The sequence below is a fragment of the Desulfosporomusa polytropa genome (assembly GCF_055380075.1).
The window spans coordinates 5,229,562-5,246,715 of the sequence record NZ_AP042400.1; the positions used below are offsets into that span (position 1 = coordinate 5,229,562).

Consider the following 17,154-nt stretch of genomic DNA (forward strand, 5'->3'; position numbering starts at 1 on the left):
CAACAGTGGCAAAAATAGTTATTGATCAAGAGAAAATTACAGATCCGCAGGCCCTACTTGAACTTTGTCCCTTTGACGCGCTGGAGTGGGACAACGATTATTTGAGTATTAATGCTGCCTGCAAAATGTGCAAGATGTGTGTGAAAAAAGGACCCGCAGGGGTGTTTACCTTTATTGAAGATGAAGTCGTTGCCATCGACAAAAGTCAGTGGCAAGGCATTGTGGTCTATGTTGACCATATGGATGGGAATATCCATCCGATAACATTGGAACTTATCGGTAAAGCCAAAGAACTTGCCGCAAAAGTGAACTATCCGGTGTATTGTCTGTTTATGGGATATAACATAGCAGATAAAGCTCAAGAATTATTGCAATATGGTGTAGATGAAGTATTTGTATATGATGATGAAGAACTCAAACATTTCCGTATTGAACCCTATGCGGCTGTTTTCGAAGAATTTATCAGTAAGGTGAAACCATCAATTGCGTTGGTAGGTGGAACTACGGTTGGCAGATCCTTGGCTCCCAGAATGGCGGCAAGGTTTCGTACCGGTTTGACGGCAGACTGTACGGTGCTGGATGTAGCTGAAAATACCGATTTAGCCCAAATTAGACCAGCCTTTGGCGGCAATATTATGGCGCACATCGTTACCCCTAATACCCGTCCCCAGTTCGCTACTGTTCGTTATAAGGTGTTTTCTCCTGCTGAAAAGACAAGTAGTCCTACAGGAAAAGTAACTGTCTGCACTATCCCGAAAGCAAGCTTAGTATCGCAGATCCGGGTTTTACAGGTTAAGCCTAAGGAAAAAGTGAAAAGTATTGAAGATGCCGAGGTGATTGTGGTCGCCGGCGGCGGTATCAAAAGCTCTAAAGATATGGAGATGCTGCAGGTATTGGCCGATAAACTCGGCGGTATGGTTGCTACTACCAGACCCCTGATTGAAGCAGGATTTGCCGATCCCAGACTACAAATTGGTTTAAGCGGCAGAACCGTAAAACCCAAGCTGATTATTACCTGTGGTGTTTCCGGCGCGGTGCAGTTTGTTGCAGGCATGGATAGTTCGGAAAATATTATTGCTATCAATACCGATGAGAATGCACCTATCTTTAATGTGGCTCATTACGGGATAATTGGCGATCTCTACAAGATTGTGCCAGACCTGATTGAACGCTTGTCCTCAAACAATGAATAATCGGAGGGTCCTTTCATAAAATTAGTTGCGTTAGAGGTGAAAAATATGAATTATAAAAAAATTGATAGTCAGGATATAGACTTTCTCCTATCGGTTTGCGGCAAGGAACGGATCTTTACCGGAGAAGGAATTCATGAAAGTTACAGCCGGGACGAATTGGTAAATGAACATTTGTATCCGGAAGTAGTTGCCGAGGTTTTAAGTACCGAAGAAATTTCAAAAATCATGAAATATGCCTATGAAAATAACATACCAGTAACTCCACGCGGTCAAGGAACAGGCCTTGCTGGTGGAGCGGTTGCGCTTCATGGTGGAATTATGGTGAGCACTGTCCGGATGAATAAGATATTGGAGCTTGACGAGGAAAATCTGACTTTGACAGTGGAACCTGGTGTATTGCTCTTAGATATCGTGAAGTTTGTCCAAAAAAATGACCTGTTTTATCCACCTGATCCCGGTGAAAAAAGTGCGACAATTGGCGGTAATATCAGCACAAATGCCGGCGGTATGCGAGCTGTTAAATATGGTGTAACTCGAGATTATATCCGCGGCATTGAGGTAGTCTTATCTGATGGGCAAATCATGACAATGGGCGGAAAAACGGTAAAAAACAGTTCAGGCTACTGTTTAAAAGATATCATTATTGGCTCAGAGGGGACACTGGGGTTTGTAACAAAAGCAATATTAAAATTATTGCCGTTGCCTAAAAAATCCTTAAGCTTGTTAGTTCCCTTCCCTAATTTGGCACAAGCCATTGAAACTGTTCCCAAAATTATTAAATCAAAATCCATCCCCACAGCCATTGAATTTATGGAAAAAGAAATTATCTTAGCGTCTGAAGAGTTTTTGGGCAAAAAATTTCCTGACAGTTCAGCTAACGCCTATTTGCTGCTTACCTTTGATGGCAACAGCAAAGAAGAATTGGAAGAAGCCTATGAAAAAGTGGCTCACATTTGCTTAGACGCAGGTGCAATTGATGCACTGATTTCGAATACGCAGGAGCGCCAAGAAGCAATATGGTCAGCGCGGGGAGCTTTTTTAGAGGCGATCAAAGCGTCGACCACAGAACTGGATGAATGTGATGTTGTTGTACCAAGAGACAAGGTTGCCGACTTTGTTAAATACACGGATGAGCTTCAAAAGGAAATTGGTATCAAGATTAAAGGTTTTGGCCATGCTGGTGATGGCAATCTACATGTTTATGTGCTTCGCGACCAACTTGAAGAAAAAGAATGGCAGGATAAATTGGCTCGTGCCATGGATGCTATGTATGCCAAAGCAAAAGAGTTTGGCGGAGAAGTTTCTGGTGAACATGGTATCGGCAGTGCCAAAAAACCTTATCTGGAAGTTACCAAAGGCAGCGAATACATGGCGCTACTCAAACGACTTAAAATGGCCTTTGATCCCAAAAATATATTAAATCCAGGCAAGGTTTGCTGATTTGCCGCAGGATTAGCTACTAAGTTACATATAGTTACATTAATCACGCAGGCAACTAGCCTGCGTGATTTTTTCCCCCATTCAGAGAAGCATTTAGCCGTTTTCATCCTATCTTAAGATGCATAAATACTGGTAATTAACGGTATAATCATAGCAGGATTTTTAATGCAATAGCGGGAAAGTTGCATTAAAAGAAATAAGGAGGCAGACATTATGCCCAAAATTACCGGTACAGCCAAACGGTTGAGGATTTACATTGGTGAACATGACCGGTATGAGGGGAAATCCCTCTACCAGGCTATTGTTGAAAAAGCCAAAGCGCTAGATTTGGCCGGGGCCACTGTGCTTCGTGGTTTAATGGGCTATGGAGCCAACAGTCGTATTCATACAGCAAGTATTGTTGATTTGTCAAGTGATTTACCAATAGTGGTAGAAGTAGTGGATAGTGAGGAGTATATTAATAAATTACTGCCATATCTTGATGTGATGTTGAAGGAAGGTCTGGTTACGATTGACAACATAGATGTCATTAGGTATGGTAAAATAAAGTACAAAGAGTAGTTATTGTCAGGCGAGACACTAATTAATACCAACAAAACCAAGGAAGCACTTGTGTATGCAAAGGCTTCTTTTGTTTTTCTAAGGAAATACTAAAAAACGCAAGCTATAATACACTCATTCACTATGAAGATGATCTGAATTGGGGGTGAGAGGATGAAGAAGCTAATACGACGATTACTAAGTGGTGTTTTAAGTCTTATTACTACTTGTTTAATCATGGCCTCGCCGGTAGCGGCCATGGTGTATGCAGCAGAACCTGTGGAAGCTGTGGAAAGTTTCGGGATAAGGGAAGCAGCTCCGGTAAAATACATTGATACTGGAAAGGTTGAACCTGGGGTTGCGCAACCAGTGGAAATGTGGGAGAGTAAAAATCGAGTGGTGACAATGCCTTGACAGGGAAAGAATAATACCATACTCTTTGGTTAGGTAATGCTATGTGTGGAAAAAGGGTAGGGAGTGGTTTTGTGAAAATTTTAGTCGTTGAAGATGATGACCCATTACGGGAAGCCATTGTTTCGTTATTAACTGAGGAAAATTATCTTATTGATGAAGCAGCCACCGGCGATGAGGGTTTATATTTGGCTCAACAAGGGATCTATGATTTGTTGATACTAGATATTATGCTGCCTGAAATTACTGGTCTGGAGATTGTCAAGAAAGTTAGGGCTGCTGATAATGAGGTCCCTATCTTATTATTAACAGCTCGCGACAGCGTCGCTGATAAGGTGAATGGTCTGGAGATAGGGGCTGATGATTATCTGGTTAAACCTTTTGCGATTCAGGAATTGTTAGCGCGCATAAAAGCCTTGATTCGTCGTCGGGGTTCTATGGCAAGTGACGGTAAAATTAGTTATGGCGGTGTTGCAATCGACAGCAAGCTGCATGACGGCTTTGTTGAGAATCAGGCGCTAGGTCTAACTACTAAAGAATATGAGCTGTTGGAATTCTTGGTTTTAAATAAAGAACAGATTTTAACCAGAGAACAAATATTTGATCGTGTTTGGGGTTTTGAGTCGGAAACTACTATTAATGTAGTTGATTTGTATATTCACTATTTGCGCAAAAAACTCGCTCAATCAGGTCATGACTGTTTGCTGCGCACAGTACGCGGTGCTGGCTTTATGTTTAAGGAGAAATAAGAATGTTTAAACGCACGCTTCGCCGGTTGTCGGCGATGAATTCGATCGTGTTTTTATTGATTTTTGTGTTTTTCGGGACTGTTATTTACGGCTATGTAGCTTACCGTTTTTTTGATAAAGTTGATGAATCCATGTTTCTTAAGGTCAATAATTTTACTGTTGTGAATGGTAAGATGGTTCCGCAAAGCCGGAACCGGTTTTTGTTCGACCCGCGTATTTTTATCTTGATACGGGACGATAAGGGACAGGTTAGCACTATATTTCCTCATGATGAGGATGATATGGAAAATTTGCTGGAAATGATAGGCTATGCTCTGCCATACCAGTTTGAAACCAGAACTATTGAAGATCATTCTTATAGAATCCTCGATATTCCGTACCGCTATCAGGATAACATCCTACATACTGAGCGAGGGCCTATTGTTGTCAAAAGTATTATCGCTGTGAGTATAGTTGATTCGGAAATAGCTGCTCTGCGTGATTTGCTTATTATTATTGTCAGCGGACTTGTCATTGGTATGATCATTATTATTATTGCCGGTTATTATCTGGCAAGGCGGTCAATGATTCCCATTCAGTCGTCCTGGGAAAAACAACAGCAGTTTGTTGCTGATGCTTCCCATGAATTACGGACGCCGTTAGCCGTCGTCAAAAGCAATGCTGAACTTATATTGAGGCACCCTGATCATACAGTGGAAGAAGAAAGCATCCGGGTAACGAATATCATCAGGGAAGTTAGGCGTATGACCAAACTGGTTTCTAGCCTACTTACGCTGGCCAGATCTGATGCCAATCAAACAGAAATCAAATTAGGCCTTGTAAGTGCGAATGAAGTTATTGAGAATATCGCCGAGCAGTTTATACCGCTAGCAGAGATGGAAGGTCTTACACTGCAGGTAAAACTGAGTGAACAGCTAGAACTAATGGCAGACAAAGAGCGTTTGCATCAACTGCTTGTTATTTTACTGGATAATGCTATCAAATATACACCGCCACCAGGACAACTCCTAATTACCGGCGTTAAGCAGGGCAGCAGCCTGGTAATAACTGTTGAAGATTCTGGACAGGGGATACCGACAGAGGATTTGCCTCGCGTTTTTGACCGGTTTTATCGGGGCGATAAGGCCAGGTCCAGAGAAAAGGGCGGCACAGGCCTGGGGCTGTCAATTGCTAAATGGATTGTGCAGCAGCATGGCGGAAAAATCGGCGTAGATAACAAAGCCGGTGGCGGTGCAAGGTTCAGTATAGTATTGCCGGTGAAAAAATAATATAAATAGTAGAAAGAGCACTTCTTGCTGGAGTGCTCTTTCTACTATTTAACTCTGTTCGAACAATGAGAGAAACCGTATAATGGGGAGTATGGTTGTAGACTTGTCTGTAGTCCCACACCACGGCTGAAACTAAATAAAATCTAAAGGAATTCAAAAAGACGTTGCTTACAATAGGAACATCAGTTGTATTACAAAAAAACGTAGGAGGCTGCTTATAGTATGATAAACTTGACAAATAAGGCTGCTGTGATTACTGCCGGTTTGATTTTTTTGCAGCACACCTTTGCCTTTGCTGCACCTATCGAGCTATCACTGCAAGACAGTATTGCATATGCTCTGAAAAATAACCCGTCCATCCAAATTGCCGGCGAAGATAAAAAGAAATCTGAGCTTAGTGTTGGAGAAACGCAAGCTGGTAAGATGCCTACAGTTTCTCTTGGCAGCGGCTACACATACCAAGGAAATTCCGGTGATGACGGTTTTAGCAATAGCTTGCGCATGAACTGGCCGCTCTATAGCGGTGGTCGGACCGAAGCACAAATTGAACAGGCTAAACTTGGTGTGCGTACTGCTGATCTAAATGTCGAGAAAAGCAAACAGCAACTGATTTTTGACGCAACGACCAATTACTATAGCGTGCTTGAGACTAAAAATATGCGCACCGTGAATGAAGAAAGTGTCAATAATCTTAAAGCTCATCTGAACATTGTTCAGGCAAAATACCAGGAAGGTGTTGCTGCTAAGTCCGAGGTTTTACGGGCTGAAGTAGAAGTTGCCAACGCGGATCAAAACCTGATTAAAGCGCAAAACCAATATGAGTTGGCAGTATCTGATTTGCTGACTACCATGAATATGGATGCCGGGAGTGAAATTCAGCTAAAGGGTGAGCTGGCCTATCAAGCTGATACCAGAACATTGGCAGAGGCCCTTAGCCTGGCCAAACAAAACCGACCGGAAATGGCCCAGGCTAAGGTCAGTGTTGACAGTGCCCAAAAAGGCATAGAGATTGCCGAGAGTAACAAACGGCCAACTGTCTCCTTGTCAGCTTCAACTGGCTGGAATGATCGACTGCTGCCTACCAATGATACCAACTGGTCGGTCGGGGCATCAGCAAGCTGGAATGTTTTTGATGCCGGTGTAACTAAGTCAAAAGTAAGTCAGGCTGAGTCTTCCGTAGCCAAAGCCAAGCTGCAGGCTGAGCAAACAACAGATTCTATCGAACAGGAAGTTCGTCAAAGCTACCTTAACATGAAGGAAGCTGAAAAACGCTTAAATACCACTGCGGTAACAGTCAACAAGGGCAATGAAGATCTGTACATTGCGCAGGAAAGCTATAAAGCCGGTGTCAGTACCAATCTTGATGTTTTTGATGCGCAACTGGCACTTACACAAGCCAAAACAAACCATGTTCAGGCTCTGTATGATTACAATGTCAACAAAGCCAAACTTGATAAGGCCATGGGCGTAAACGCCACAAGTCTATAGGTGGGGAGAGGGGTTATGAGATTAATGTGGCAGAAAATCCTAAACCATAAAAAACTGTTAATTATAGCCAGCATTGTGGTGGTTGCCATCGCTGGTGGTGGCTATTACTATCAAAATAAAAGTAAAGTCACCACAGTGCCCCAGCAGACCATTCAGGCCGAGCGCCGGGACCTTACCTCAGTGGTAGCAGCAACAGGTACAATCAAAGCCGTAAATTCTGTAGATATCAGCTCCAAGATTACAGCTCATATCAAAGAAATTAAGGTCAAGGAAAATGAGCAGGTTACCGCCGGGCAAGTGCTTGTTATATTAGAAGATACTGGTCTGCAGGCCCAGGTAACTCAGGCTAAAGAACGACTGGATAATGCGGCTATCAAATACCAGCGGACCTCTAGGTTGACTACCATTGGCGGCACTTCCACAGAGGCACTGGATAATGCTAGCATGGACTATAAGATTGCTCAGGCCAATTATGATGAGGTTATGTCTAAGCTTGATGATACTATTATTGTTTCACCTATGGCGGGCAGTGTCATCGGTAAACCGTTATCAGCCGGGGAACTGGTAGCTCAAGGGGTAAATAATCCTACCGTTATTTTAACAGTGGCAGATATGTCAAAAATGCAAATCGAAGCTAATATAGATCAAACTGACATTGGCAAAATCGTGCTGGGACAAAAGGTTATCTTTACGGTTGATGCTTACCCCGGTAAAGAGTTTAGCGGCATGGTAACCACTATCTCCCGTAAAGCCGTAGTTTCTGGGAATGTGACCTACTACCCGGTAACCATCGACGTTACAAATGCCGAAAACCTCCTAAACCCAGGCATGGTTGCCAGAGTATCGGTTATTGTCAGTGAAAGCCAAGGCGTGTTGACCCTGCCACTGTCAGCGATCCGTTCAGATAAAACAGGTAAATACGTTGTCGTTGCTGGACCAAACGGTGAGGCACAGAATGTGTCTGTTAAGACCGGGAATACCGGCGATGATAGGGTGGAAATTATCAGTGGTCTTAATGAGGGCGATAAGGTGGTTGTATCACAAGTCAAAACCCAGTCACAGACACAAACCGGTAGTAAACAGGGATCAAGTCAGGGGGGCGGGGCACGTCCGATGTTCTAAACTGAGTGCCGGTGTATATAAGGGGGTTATACAATGACAATAGCATTAGCTAATATAATAAAAACCTATCAAATGGGTGACACCGTGGTTGCCGCCCTCGCGGGAGTCAGTCTTGATATACGTGAGGGGGAATTTACCGCCATCATGGGACCATCAGGCTCTGGTAAATCGACATTAATGAACATACTGGGTTGTTTAGACCGTCCGACAAGTGGCTCCTATTTGCTGGATGGGCAGGAGGTTTCGACGTTAACTGATGATGAACTGGCGCTGACCAGGAACAAAAAAATCGGATTTGTTTTTCAGAACTTTAACCTGCTGCCACGTATCTCGGCAATTGAGAATGTTGCTTTGCCGCTAGTATATGCCGGGATTGCCGCAAAAGAACGGCATGAGCGCTCGGCCGCGGCACTGGCTTCTGTCGGGTTGGAACAAAGAATGGAACATTTGCCTAATGAATTGTCAGGTGGTCAGCGTCAGCGGGTAGCCATTGCCCGGGCGCTGGTTAATGAACCTAGCATTATAATGGCTGACGAACCTACTGGCGCACTTGATACCAAATCAGGTGAGGAGGTTATGGATATTTTTAAAACACTTAATTCCTATGGTCGTACCATTATTTTGGTAACCCATGAACCTGATATTGCCGCTCATGCCAAACGAGTCATTCATGTCCGGGACGGACTCATTGTCAGGGACACAGGAAGGGAGGGATAACGTGTTTTGGGAAAGTGTTAAGATTGCCTTAGATGCATTAGTATCCAACAAGCTCAGGTCCATCCTTACCATGCTTGGTATTATCATTGGCGTGGGTGCTGTTATTGCCATGGTGTCTATTGGTATGGGGGTACGGGATAAGGTATCAAACTCGATTGCCAGCCTGGGCAGCAATCTTATCATTGTAACACCAGGGGCCGCCTCTTCTTCCGGTGTGCGGCAGGCAGCCGGCACCAATATTACCCTGACTTTGAAGGATGCGCAGGCTATGGCTCGTGAAGTGAATGGTATCGGCGCGGTTGCCCCTAGTGTTAGTAAGCAATATCAAATGGTTGCCGGTAATATGAACTGGACAACCAGCGTGCAGGGGACGACGCCAGACTATCTGGAGGTGCGTAACCTAAGCGTGCAAGCAGGCAGTTTTATTACCAATGAAGATGTCGAGACCCGCAACCGAGTGGCCGTTATTGGTACTACTGTTGCCAGCAACCTGTTTACCAACACAAACCCGATTGGACAGAGCATCCGTATTAACAATGCTCCTTTTACGATAATTGGTGTGCTTGAAAGCAAAGGCCAGTCAGCCGGGGGCCAGGATCAGGATGATACTGTTATTATTCCCTTAACCACAGCTCAGGAACGCATGATGGGCATCACCTATGTCCAAACAATTAGCGTGCAGGCTGCCAATTCTGAGGTTGTAGACCAAGTACAGGAAGGTATAACCAGCCTCCTGCGGGCGAGGCACGATATCACAGCAGATAAAACCGATGACTTTAGCGTGCGTAACCTGGCCAGTGTTATGGCGACAGCCCAGGAAACAACAGGAACCATCACTATGCTGCTGGGAAGTATTGCGGCCATTTCGCTCTTGGTTGGCGGTATCGGCATCATGAATATTATGATGGTATCTGTTACGGAACGGACCAGAGAAATCGGTATTCGCAAAGCGCTGGGAGCCAGATATGCCAATATTCTTATGCAATTCCTCATCGAAGCCGTTGTTATCGGCGTCATTGGCGGTGCTATCGGCATTGTGTTCGGAATTGGTACTTCTTACGCCATTTCGTCAATTGCCGGTTGGAATACGGTAATCACCGCAACACCGATTTTGGTAGCTTTTGGATTTTCGGTAGGTATTGGCCTGTTTTTCGGTCTTTACCCGGCTCGCAAAGCGGCGCTTCTGAATCCGATTGACGCCCTGCGGTATGAGTAACACAAAACAAAGAAGCTGTAGTGAAATAAAAGTTCACTACAGCTTCTTTTTCCAATTTCCCTATATTCTAATGTCAATAATGGCTGATATCCCAACCCCCTGTACACGATTGAAGTTGACGGGATTGGTACTATCGATAGGTACTAATGCTTTTACCCTAAACGTACTGCTATTAAAATTGCCTTCTAATTGGAGAACTGCTTCCGTTTGGTCCACTAATTCCTGTGTGCCTGTTACCTGGGCAGCACCTATGTACCCTTTATTACCGACAGAAACGATGGGGACTACCTTAGTAGCATAGTCACTGCCTGCGCCATGTTTAAAGGTCAATGTATTGATGAAATTATTAAGTGGGGTTGAAAATTTGTCGATAAGAATACCGATCCCACCGACTTTTAAGACATCACCAAAGCTAAATGCTTGCGAAACTGGAACAGCGGTAACTAATAGCAAGGAAACCAGTAACATACCAATCAAAATCTGTTTTTTCATGTAAACTCCTCCAGTTCAATTTAGTATTTCAACTATAATTCGATTATACTAAAATTGACTAAATAGTCAACTGGTAGTTATATTTCATAGTGTCGATCCATAGACCTCTTTTAATAATGTGGGCTTTCGCAAGTCGGCGCAGTTACAGACCTGTTTATCGTCAAGCCGTCTGATTGTATCCAATAGAATATGCCCAATTTTATCCGCATCTGAATAGAAGATTTGACTGAGCTCGTTATGCTCCCAATCTTTTACAACGCCTTCCCCATAATTCACAACAGTATATAGGCCTGCATAACAAGCGCCGATTTCTCGGGCCAGATAGACTTCGGGACAGAGACTTTGGCCAACAATATCGGCATGTCCCTTCAACATTGCTACCTCAGCAGGGCTTTCAAAATGCCGCCCATCGGTTACGGCATATACCCCCCGTTGAAAGACCCGGGTCAAGGGTCTCTCCTTTGCCGCACAAATTAACTCTTGCCGTAGGTGCGGGCAAAGGGCTTGCCGCATAATCAATAGATAATGGCCTTCCAGCCCTACATCCTTACGCACGGATTGATCAATATAGTCTGATGCGATAACTATATCCCGGGTATCAAGCAGATGGTTAACTGACCCTACACCGCCTTCGGCCAGTATTTTTTTAACGCCTGCCTCACGGAATAACCAAAAAATTTGCCGTGAAGCATCGGCACGGCTGACCCCGCTGCGCCAACCGTGCATTCGGCAGGCTAGCACCTTTTTATTACCCAGGCGAAATAGGAGTAACGGTGGTGTTTGCCCATAGGGTGTGTCAAACACCATATCGCGTTCGATTATTTCCACATCATGACAGCACAGTGCTGCCGGAAAGTCCATTGACAACGTGCCTGACCCGCCAATAATGGCAATACTTGCCTGCGGAATACAGCTCATTATATCCCCTCCAATCGTTTTATCTTAGTACGCGAGTCATGACTTCCGCCTCTACAGGCGGCGTTAATTCAGGTGGAGTAGACTCTCCACCTGAATCCCCAATGTTTCAGCTATGCTGAAACGAGTTCACTTAAAAGTTTTCAGGATTTCATACTGTGTATTCCGCTGGGCCGGAATTTTGCCTGTGGTGCGGATAAGGTCTGTCATTTTCTCAATTGACATCTGATAGGCAGTACCAGCAGCCCGGACTACGTTTTCTTCCAGCATGATACTGCCTAGATCATCGGCACCAAAGGCCAGTGTCAACTGGCCGATTGATTGGCCCTGAGTTACCCAGGAGCCCTGCAAATGTGAGATATTGTCGAAATACAACCGGGCTACGGCTAAAGTCCGCAGATAATCCCAGGCACTAGCCTTTTCGCCGCCTAATTCTGTGTTGCCAGGCTGGAATGTCCACATGATAAAAGCCCGGAAACCGCCCGTACAATCTTGCAGTTCACGGATGGCCCGGAAATGATTAATACGTTGCCGGTAAGTTTCCTGCATTCCGATCACCATGGTAGCAGTTGTACCCATCCCGATACGCTGAGCCGCTTCCATGACTTCCAGCCACTGCTTTGTCATAATTTTAAAGGGACTGACCCGGCGGCGTACAGCATCATCTAATATTTCCGCTCCTCCGCCTGGCAGGGAATCCAGACCTGCGGCCTGCAGGCGATGCAGAACTTTTTGGATGGAGGTACCAGCTAGGCTGGCCATATGGACAATCTCCGCCGGCGAAAAAGAATGAATTGTAATCGAAAACTGCTCTTTAATGCCCCGCAGCATATTTTCAAAATAAGGGAGAGTTAACTCCGGGTGCAAACCGCCTTGCAGCATGATTTGGGTGCCACCGGCAGCTAGCGTTTCTGCAATTTTTTTGTAGAGTTCTGCTGTACTGAGTACATAAGCGTCCGCGGCATCGTTAGCCCGGTAAAAAGCACAAAATTTGCATTGGCTTTTGCAAACGTTGGTATAGTTGATATTTCGGTCTACAATAAAGGTAGCATAGGGCCCGGAATGTTTCCGTCGTCGGATGGCATCTGCCGCTTGTCCCAAAGTGGGCAGATCTCCCCGGGTTAATAGCTCTACTGCATCATCGTCTTGTAAACGGCTGCCCTGAAGTATCTGGTCGATAATCGACTGCCATCTGTCCACTGTTGTCATACCTCCAGAAAAGTTAGTTCAGGTGCTTCGGCAATATGCCCCAACGCTTGCGCCCGCCGGTAATATTCCCTCAATCCCTGCTGATGCTCGGCATCAAAGCCGAATTGCAGCGTGGAGAAATAGGCTTGCAGAAAACTTGAGTCAAAGCATTCCCAGCGAGCGGCATCGCTGGCTACTTGGTCAACATGCATCAGGCTGTAGGACATGGAATGCACGAAAGAGCGCTGCACTTCACGGACAAGTTCCGGGTTATCGCCCGCAAAGTTTCGCCGGGCGGCCCAGACGGCAAACACCATTTTGCACCCAGTCAATTCCTTCCACTCACAGCCCAAGTCATAAGCGTATAAGCCACTAGGAACTTGATAATGAATCTGCAGTGCTTCGTCACCAATCAACAGTGCCGCATCAGCTTCCAGAAGCATTGAGCCTAAATGGGGGGGACACTCAAAATAGGCAGGGTGAATATGATATTTATCCTCAAGAATAATTTTTAATAGCACTTGCGATGTTCGAGAGGTATTTGTCAGGGCAATTTTACGGTTATGCAGTTCAGCGATAGGTACCTTGCTCACCAAGTATATGCTTGCCACCGGGCCGTCGCAGCTTACCGACAGACCAGGAAGCAAGATCAGTTCACGCCAATGCCGCGAGTATTCAATGGATGGGATTGGAGAAATGTCAAGCCTGCCTTCTAACAAATGGCGGCTCAATTCCCTGGCCGTATCTTTGCTCAATTCTACATCCCACAGCACGTCGTTTTTTACCAAACCGTAATAAAGGGGTAAGCAATTGATAAACTGAATATGTCCCACTCTGGGTCTCATCACGCTTGGCTCCCTTCATATACTTGCACTTCACGGTAGAGAGTATCCCGTTCGACGGGAATATTCCCTGTTTCGCGGATAAAATCGATAATAGCTTGCTTACTAATACCTACCGCGGTTTTTGCCCCGGCCGCATGGAGAATTTTTTCTTCCACGACCGTTCCGTCCAGATCGTCGATGCCAAATGCCATTGAAATTTGGGCAATGGGCAATGTTAACATAATCCAAAATGCTTTTACATGATCAAAATTATCCAGCATGAGGCGGCTAATAGCCAGCATTTTTAAATCTTCCCAGGCTGTCGCCCTTTTAATGTCGCTGAGTCCGGTATTTTCCGGATGGAAAGGGAAGGGAATAAAGGCTTGGAATCCACCTGTTTTATCCTGCAAGCTACGCAATGTCAGTAAATGGTCAATTCGTTCTTCATAGGTTTCAACATGCCCATACAACATGGTGGCATTGCTGTGTATACCTAGCTGATGCGCTGTCTGCGCCACTTCCAGCCATTCGGCGGCGCTGCACTTGTTCGGACATATAATCTGCCGCACCCTGTCATTTAATATTTCAGCACCGCCACCCGGCAGCGAGCCTAATCCGGCATCCTTGAGAATCGTCAGTACGTCTCGAATTGACCGGTTAGCTATTTTCGCAAAATGGGCAATTTCCACAGCGGTAAACGCTTTTAAGTGGAGGTTAGGAAATTCCTGGTGAATACGCAAAATGATATCTGCGTAATAGGTAAAAGGTTTGTCCGGATGCAAAGCGCTGACAATATGCAGTTCTGTCATTTCTGGTGCATCTGCAAGCGCCTGGCGGGCAATAGAAAGAGCTTTTTCCGGTTCCATCACATAAGCCTGGGATGCATCGGCATCACAGCCAAAAGCGCATAATTTGCAGCGGGATACACAGATATTGGTTAGGTTAATGTGCCTGTTGACATTAAAATAGACTTTGCGGCCGGATTTGCGTTGTTTGGCAAAACGGGCCAGTGCGCCGATCCGAAGTAATTCGTCGGATTTTAGTAAAAACAAGCCGTCATCACGCGTCAAGCGTTCCCCGTTATATATCTTTTGTTCAATCAAGCTCAATTGATCTTCCATGTAGTCATCTCCTGTTTTTGTGTCCCGGTAAACTGCCGTCGGACCTCCAATATTGATAAATATAATTACCATTTTCTATAGATATTGGCCGATACCTGCCAAATAAGAATATGTCACTTCGTTATGCTGCGTTTCATTCCGCGAATCAAGCTTTTGGTCGCTTTATCTACCCGAAAGGATTCGGTGATTTTTTGTAAGGCTTTGTTGTAGGTGAAGTCATCTAGCGTATTTTGCTTTAAATAGGCCATGGTCTGTTCCGGATATTTAATGAAGCAAATGGAAATAGTCCAGGCTACGGCCATTTTTACATAATAGCCATCGTGCTTCGCGCCGTCTAAACGCAGGAGTACCTGCTCAATATACTCATCTTCGATATAAAAACTCAGCAGCATCACAATACCGAATCGTAGTTCAAATTCTTCCTGTGACAGCAGATATGGTTGTAAAAACTCCCAGACTCGGGCCTGATGTTTCTTGGTGATTTTTAAGCTATTGCAAAAACTGTCGCATACGCCCCAGTTATTGATTTTAGGTACAAAGGCAGCGGCATAGCACAAAATCTCCTCAATATCGGCCTTGGCGTAGCCGATTACCAGTCCCTGCAGCATAATTTCCTCATTATAATCAGCTGATGCCGCCTTTAGATAGCTGCGCCAATCTCCCCTGGCAAGTTCCTTGGCAAGCTCCCGCAAATGTGGTAACCGTACGCCTAAAATATTATCTGCATCTGGCACCAGTTTGCTGTGAAACTGCCGGTACTCCTCGTCGACCAGCGCCAAAAGGCGCTTTCTTATCGTCTGTTCCATAGTATCCCCCTTATATGGTGATTATTTATTTTAGCATAAGTTGAGCAAGGGAGAAATATAAACGATCTTCCTGTACTGCCTCCGCCACCTGAAAAAACTGGAATTTTAAGGATCATTGTGTTATAATAAAACTTGTTCGGGGCATTAGCTCAGTGGGAGAGCGCTTGATTCACATTCAAGAGGTCGCCGGTTCGAAACCAGCATGCCCCACCAGATGAAATTCAAGGGTTCACAGCAATCGCTGTGAACCCTTTTTGCATAAAATGTAGCAACCGTGTAGCAACGCGGAGAAGATAAAATAGGGAAGGCCGTTATTCGGCCTTCTCTATTTTATTTTTTTTATTAGGCCCAAAATGCAACAGAAAATATAAAAATTATTGTATTGCAAAGCGTAAAATGAAGTTGTCGTTTTGACTAAGGATAGATAGTACTCTGCTATTTATTTATCTTAATCAACAGATGGTTTAATAAGCTTTATCCAAGAAATAATCGTATCAAGAACCAATTTCGCATTGCCGGCATTGCAATGATTTTCGGCACTCTCTTTTTCAGTAAAAAGCCTGTATGTCAGCGATTTAACATTGGGAAGGCCATCAATAATTGGCTTATGGAACTCAACCGGAATAAAATGGTCTTTTTCAGCGCCCAATAACAGAAAATCTTGGGTTATTCTTGTTCCGACATCCATATACTGAAATTGATTTATTTTTCGTAAATATTCATAGGGAGTGCGCACACCCATGTTATGCATTCCATGATTGATTGCCCATTCAATCAGCGGCTCTTTTTTCATTACACTTTTCAGCAGCAGATTTAGCATATCTTCGTCCTCATTTGTCATCAACAAGCGGATGACATCCTGAAAACTCTTTGGCATATCATAAATTAACAGATCCAAAAGATTAGGTAATAAACTCCAGGCGACAACTCGTTTGATCCGGTCTTCGAACGCTGCGGCTCTTGGCGCCAGCATCGCACCGAGGGATAATCCGATAATCGTTACATCATCCAGGTTATAAAAATCCAATATGCTTTTTACCGGTTTTTCCCACTCCGAAATAAACGTCAAGCCTTCTTTTCTCAAAGCGCCCCCTTGGCCCGGCCCTTCAAAAAGGTAAACAGCAAAGCCGTTTTCACGGAGGTAAAGCATCATCGGTACAAATTCTTCCAGATAAGAATCGTACCCACCATGTAGTAAAATGGTATCAACAACTTCTCCCTTTTCAGGTACGGTGTATAATACGGGAAGGTGCGCCGATTCAAACGGTACGGAATCTCTCTTTATAATTCCCGATTTGAAGAGATCGCCATAGTAATCATAAAAGAGTTGCACGGCTTTATCATATGTCTCAATTTTAGCAGGATGCCCATCATACATAAAAAATTCTGCCATTCGATAATAAGCAATGGCATGTTCTACACGATTTTCCTGTAAGGCTTTTTCCGCAATTTGCAGCAACTCTTTCTCCCAGGTCTCAGCATTGGTAATTCTTGCGGCAACGGCTTTAAGCTCTTCTAAATCGCCGTTACTCCAGGCGTAAGTCCGGTTTAATTGATAATTAAAGTTTGGATTAGGATGGAGCTTAAAAGTTCCTTTTTTAAAATCAACATTGCTTTTCATAGTATTTCCTCCTCAAATTTTACTATTTCAAAAATAGATTTTG

The 17,154-nt window shown here is 44.5% G+C and carries 17 protein-coding genes and 1 tRNA gene; 11 read left to right on the forward strand and 7 right to left on the reverse strand.

Annotated elements, in window-relative coordinates:
• The first annotated feature begins 5 nt into the window (after positions 1 to 5).
• The 10 genes from ACZ449_RS26315 (at position 6) to ACZ449_RS26360 (ending at position 10,144) form a co-directional block, all read left to right on the forward strand.
• Entirely contained in the window at positions 6 to 1,193 is a 1,188-nt protein-coding gene (locus tag ACZ449_RS26315) for an electron transfer flavoprotein subunit alpha/FixB family protein (RefSeq protein ID WP_464258969.1), read from the forward strand.
• A 45-nt stretch (positions 1,194 to 1,238) separates the two neighbouring features.
• Positions 1,239 to 2,633 carry an FAD-binding oxidoreductase gene (locus ACZ449_RS26320; protein WP_464258970.1) on the forward strand — a complete coding sequence of 465 codons (1,395 nt, stop codon included), beginning with the start codon at positions 1,239 to 1,241 and terminating at the stop codon, positions 2,631 to 2,633.
• A gap of 213 nt (positions 2,634 to 2,846) precedes the next feature.
• Entirely contained in the window at positions 2,847 to 3,194 is a 348-nt protein-coding gene (locus ACZ449_RS26325; protein WP_464258971.1) for a DUF190 domain-containing protein, read from the forward strand.
• A 153-nt stretch (positions 3,195 to 3,347) separates the two neighbouring features.
• The gene (locus ACZ449_RS26330; protein WP_464258972.1) at positions 3,348 to 3,587 is read left to right on the forward strand and encodes a hypothetical protein; all 240 of its coding nucleotides are present in this window, start codon (positions 3,348 to 3,350) and stop codon (positions 3,585 to 3,587) included.
• Between the two features lie 71 nt (positions 3,588 to 3,658).
• Complete coding sequence (locus ACZ449_RS26335; protein WP_464258973.1) at positions 3,659 to 4,333, forward strand: response regulator transcription factor; 675 nt, start codon at positions 3,659 to 3,661, stop codon at positions 4,331 to 4,333.
• Positions 4,334 to 4,335: 2 nt separating this feature from the next.
• Entirely contained in the window at positions 4,336 to 5,601 is a 1,266-nt protein-coding gene (locus ACZ449_RS26340) for a sensor histidine kinase (protein WP_464258974.1), read from the forward strand.
• 222 nt (positions 5,602 to 5,823) lie between these two features.
• The gene (locus ACZ449_RS26345) at positions 5,824 to 7,089 is read left to right on the forward strand and encodes a TolC family protein (RefSeq protein WP_464258975.1); all 1,266 of its coding nucleotides are present in this window, start codon (positions 5,824 to 5,826) and stop codon (positions 7,087 to 7,089) included.
• A gap of 15 nt (positions 7,090 to 7,104) precedes the next feature.
• Positions 7,105 to 8,211: an efflux RND transporter periplasmic adaptor subunit gene (locus tag ACZ449_RS26350; RefSeq protein WP_464258976.1), complete on the forward strand. Its 1,107-nt coding sequence runs from the start codon at positions 7,105 to 7,107 to the stop codon at positions 8,209 to 8,211.
• A 33-nt stretch (positions 8,212 to 8,244) separates the two neighbouring features.
• Positions 8,245 to 8,928, forward strand: a complete 684-nt coding sequence (locus ACZ449_RS26355) for an ABC transporter ATP-binding protein (RefSeq protein ID WP_464258977.1) — start codon at positions 8,245 to 8,247, stop codon at positions 8,926 to 8,928.
• Position 8,929: 1 nt separating this feature from the next.
• Positions 8,930 to 10,144 carry an ABC transporter permease gene (locus tag ACZ449_RS26360; protein WP_464258978.1) on the forward strand — a complete coding sequence of 405 codons (1,215 nt, stop codon included), beginning with the start codon at positions 8,930 to 8,932 and terminating at the stop codon, positions 10,142 to 10,144.
• A gap of 60 nt (positions 10,145 to 10,204) precedes the next feature.
• On the opposite strand, the gene ACZ449_RS26365 is transcribed toward ACZ449_RS26360, so the two are convergent.
• From ACZ449_RS26365 to ACZ449_RS26390, 6 genes are all read right to left on the reverse strand, one after another.
• Positions 10,205 to 10,636 carry a hypothetical protein gene (locus ACZ449_RS26365; RefSeq protein WP_464258979.1) on the reverse strand — a complete coding sequence of 144 codons (432 nt, stop codon included), beginning with the start codon at positions 10,634 to 10,636 and terminating at the stop codon, positions 10,205 to 10,207.
• An 84-nt stretch (positions 10,637 to 10,720) separates the two neighbouring features.
• A complete protein-coding gene (locus tag ACZ449_RS26370) occupies positions 10,721 to 11,554 on the reverse strand; it encodes a phosphorylase family protein (protein ID WP_464258980.1) in 834 nt (277 codons plus the stop codon).
• A 126-nt stretch (positions 11,555 to 11,680) separates the two neighbouring features.
• Positions 11,681 to 12,751 (reverse strand): cyclic dehypoxanthinyl futalosine synthase, encoded by a 1,071-nt coding sequence (gene mqnC / locus ACZ449_RS26375; RefSeq protein WP_464258981.1) that lies wholly within the window; start codon positions 12,749 to 12,751, stop codon positions 11,681 to 11,683.
• Positions 12,752 to 12,756: 5 nt separating this feature from the next.
• Positions 12,757 to 13,584, reverse strand: coding sequence for a menaquinone biosynthetic enzyme MqnA/MqnD family protein (locus ACZ449_RS26380; protein WP_464258982.1), 828 nt, complete (start codon positions 13,582 to 13,584; stop codon positions 12,757 to 12,759).
• Positions 13,584 to 14,684, reverse strand: a complete 1,101-nt coding sequence (gene mqnE, locus ACZ449_RS26385; RefSeq protein ID WP_464258983.1) for an aminofutalosine synthase MqnE — start codon at positions 14,682 to 14,684, stop codon at positions 13,584 to 13,586. Before mqnE ends, ACZ449_RS26380 begins: the two co-directional genes overlap by 1 nt.
• Positions 14,685 to 14,797: 113 nt before the next feature.
• Positions 14,798 to 15,490, reverse strand: coding sequence for a DNA alkylation repair protein (locus ACZ449_RS26390; RefSeq protein WP_464258984.1), 693 nt, complete (start codon positions 15,488 to 15,490; stop codon positions 14,798 to 14,800).
• A gap of 138 nt (positions 15,491 to 15,628) precedes the next feature.
• Here ACZ449_RS26390 and ACZ449_RS26395 point away from each other — a divergent pair.
• Positions 15,629 to 15,703: transfer RNA gene (locus ACZ449_RS26395), tRNA-Val, on the forward strand.
• Positions 15,704 to 15,938: 235 nt separating this feature from the next.
• On the opposite strand, the gene ACZ449_RS26400 is transcribed toward ACZ449_RS26395, so the two are convergent.
• Entirely contained in the window at positions 15,939 to 17,111 is a 1,173-nt protein-coding gene (locus ACZ449_RS26400; protein WP_464258985.1) for an alpha/beta fold hydrolase, read from the reverse strand.
• Positions 17,112 to 17,154: the final 43 nt, after the last annotated feature.

What these genes read in the sequence shown, in the direction of transcription:
- ACZ449_RS26355 (WP_464258977.1), top strand. Translation starts at nt 8,245, where the DNA reads ATGACAATAGCATTAGCTAATATAATAAAAACCTATCAAATGGGTGAC.
- mqnE (WP_464258983.1), bottom strand. Translation starts at nt 14,684, where the DNA reads ATGGAAGATCAATTGAGCTTGATTGAACAAAAGATATATAACGGGGAA.
- ACZ449_RS26365 (WP_464258979.1), bottom strand. Translation starts at nt 10,636, where the DNA reads ATGAAAAAACAGATTTTGATTGGTATGTTACTGGTTTCCTTGCTATTA.
- ACZ449_RS26400 (WP_464258985.1), bottom strand. Translation starts at nt 17,111, where the DNA reads ATGAAAAGCAATGTTGATTTTAAAAAAGGAACTTTTAAGCTCCATCCT.
- ACZ449_RS26390 (WP_464258984.1), bottom strand. Translation starts at nt 15,490, where the DNA reads ATGGAACAGACGATAAGAAAGCGCCTTTTGGCGCTGGTCGACGAGGAG.
- ACZ449_RS26350 (WP_464258976.1), top strand. Translation starts at nt 7,105, where the DNA reads ATGAGATTAATGTGGCAGAAAATCCTAAACCATAAAAAACTGTTAATT.
- ACZ449_RS26340 (WP_464258974.1), top strand. Translation starts at nt 4,336, where the DNA reads ATGTTTAAACGCACGCTTCGCCGGTTGTCGGCGATGAATTCGATCGTG.
- ACZ449_RS26380 (WP_464258982.1), bottom strand. Translation starts at nt 13,584, where the DNA reads ATGAGACCCAGAGTGGGACATATTCAGTTTATCAATTGCTTACCCCTT.
- ACZ449_RS26370 (WP_464258980.1), bottom strand. Translation starts at nt 11,554, where the DNA reads ATGAGCTGTATTCCGCAGGCAAGTATTGCCATTATTGGCGGGTCAGGC.
- ACZ449_RS26320 (WP_464258970.1), top strand. Translation starts at nt 1,239, where the DNA reads ATGAATTATAAAAAAATTGATAGTCAGGATATAGACTTTCTCCTATCG.
- ACZ449_RS26325 (WP_464258971.1), top strand. Translation starts at nt 2,847, where the DNA reads ATGCCCAAAATTACCGGTACAGCCAAACGGTTGAGGATTTACATTGGT.
- ACZ449_RS26345 (WP_464258975.1), top strand. Translation starts at nt 5,824, where the DNA reads ATGATAAACTTGACAAATAAGGCTGCTGTGATTACTGCCGGTTTGATT.
- ACZ449_RS26330 (WP_464258972.1), top strand. Translation starts at nt 3,348, where the DNA reads ATGAAGAAGCTAATACGACGATTACTAAGTGGTGTTTTAAGTCTTATT.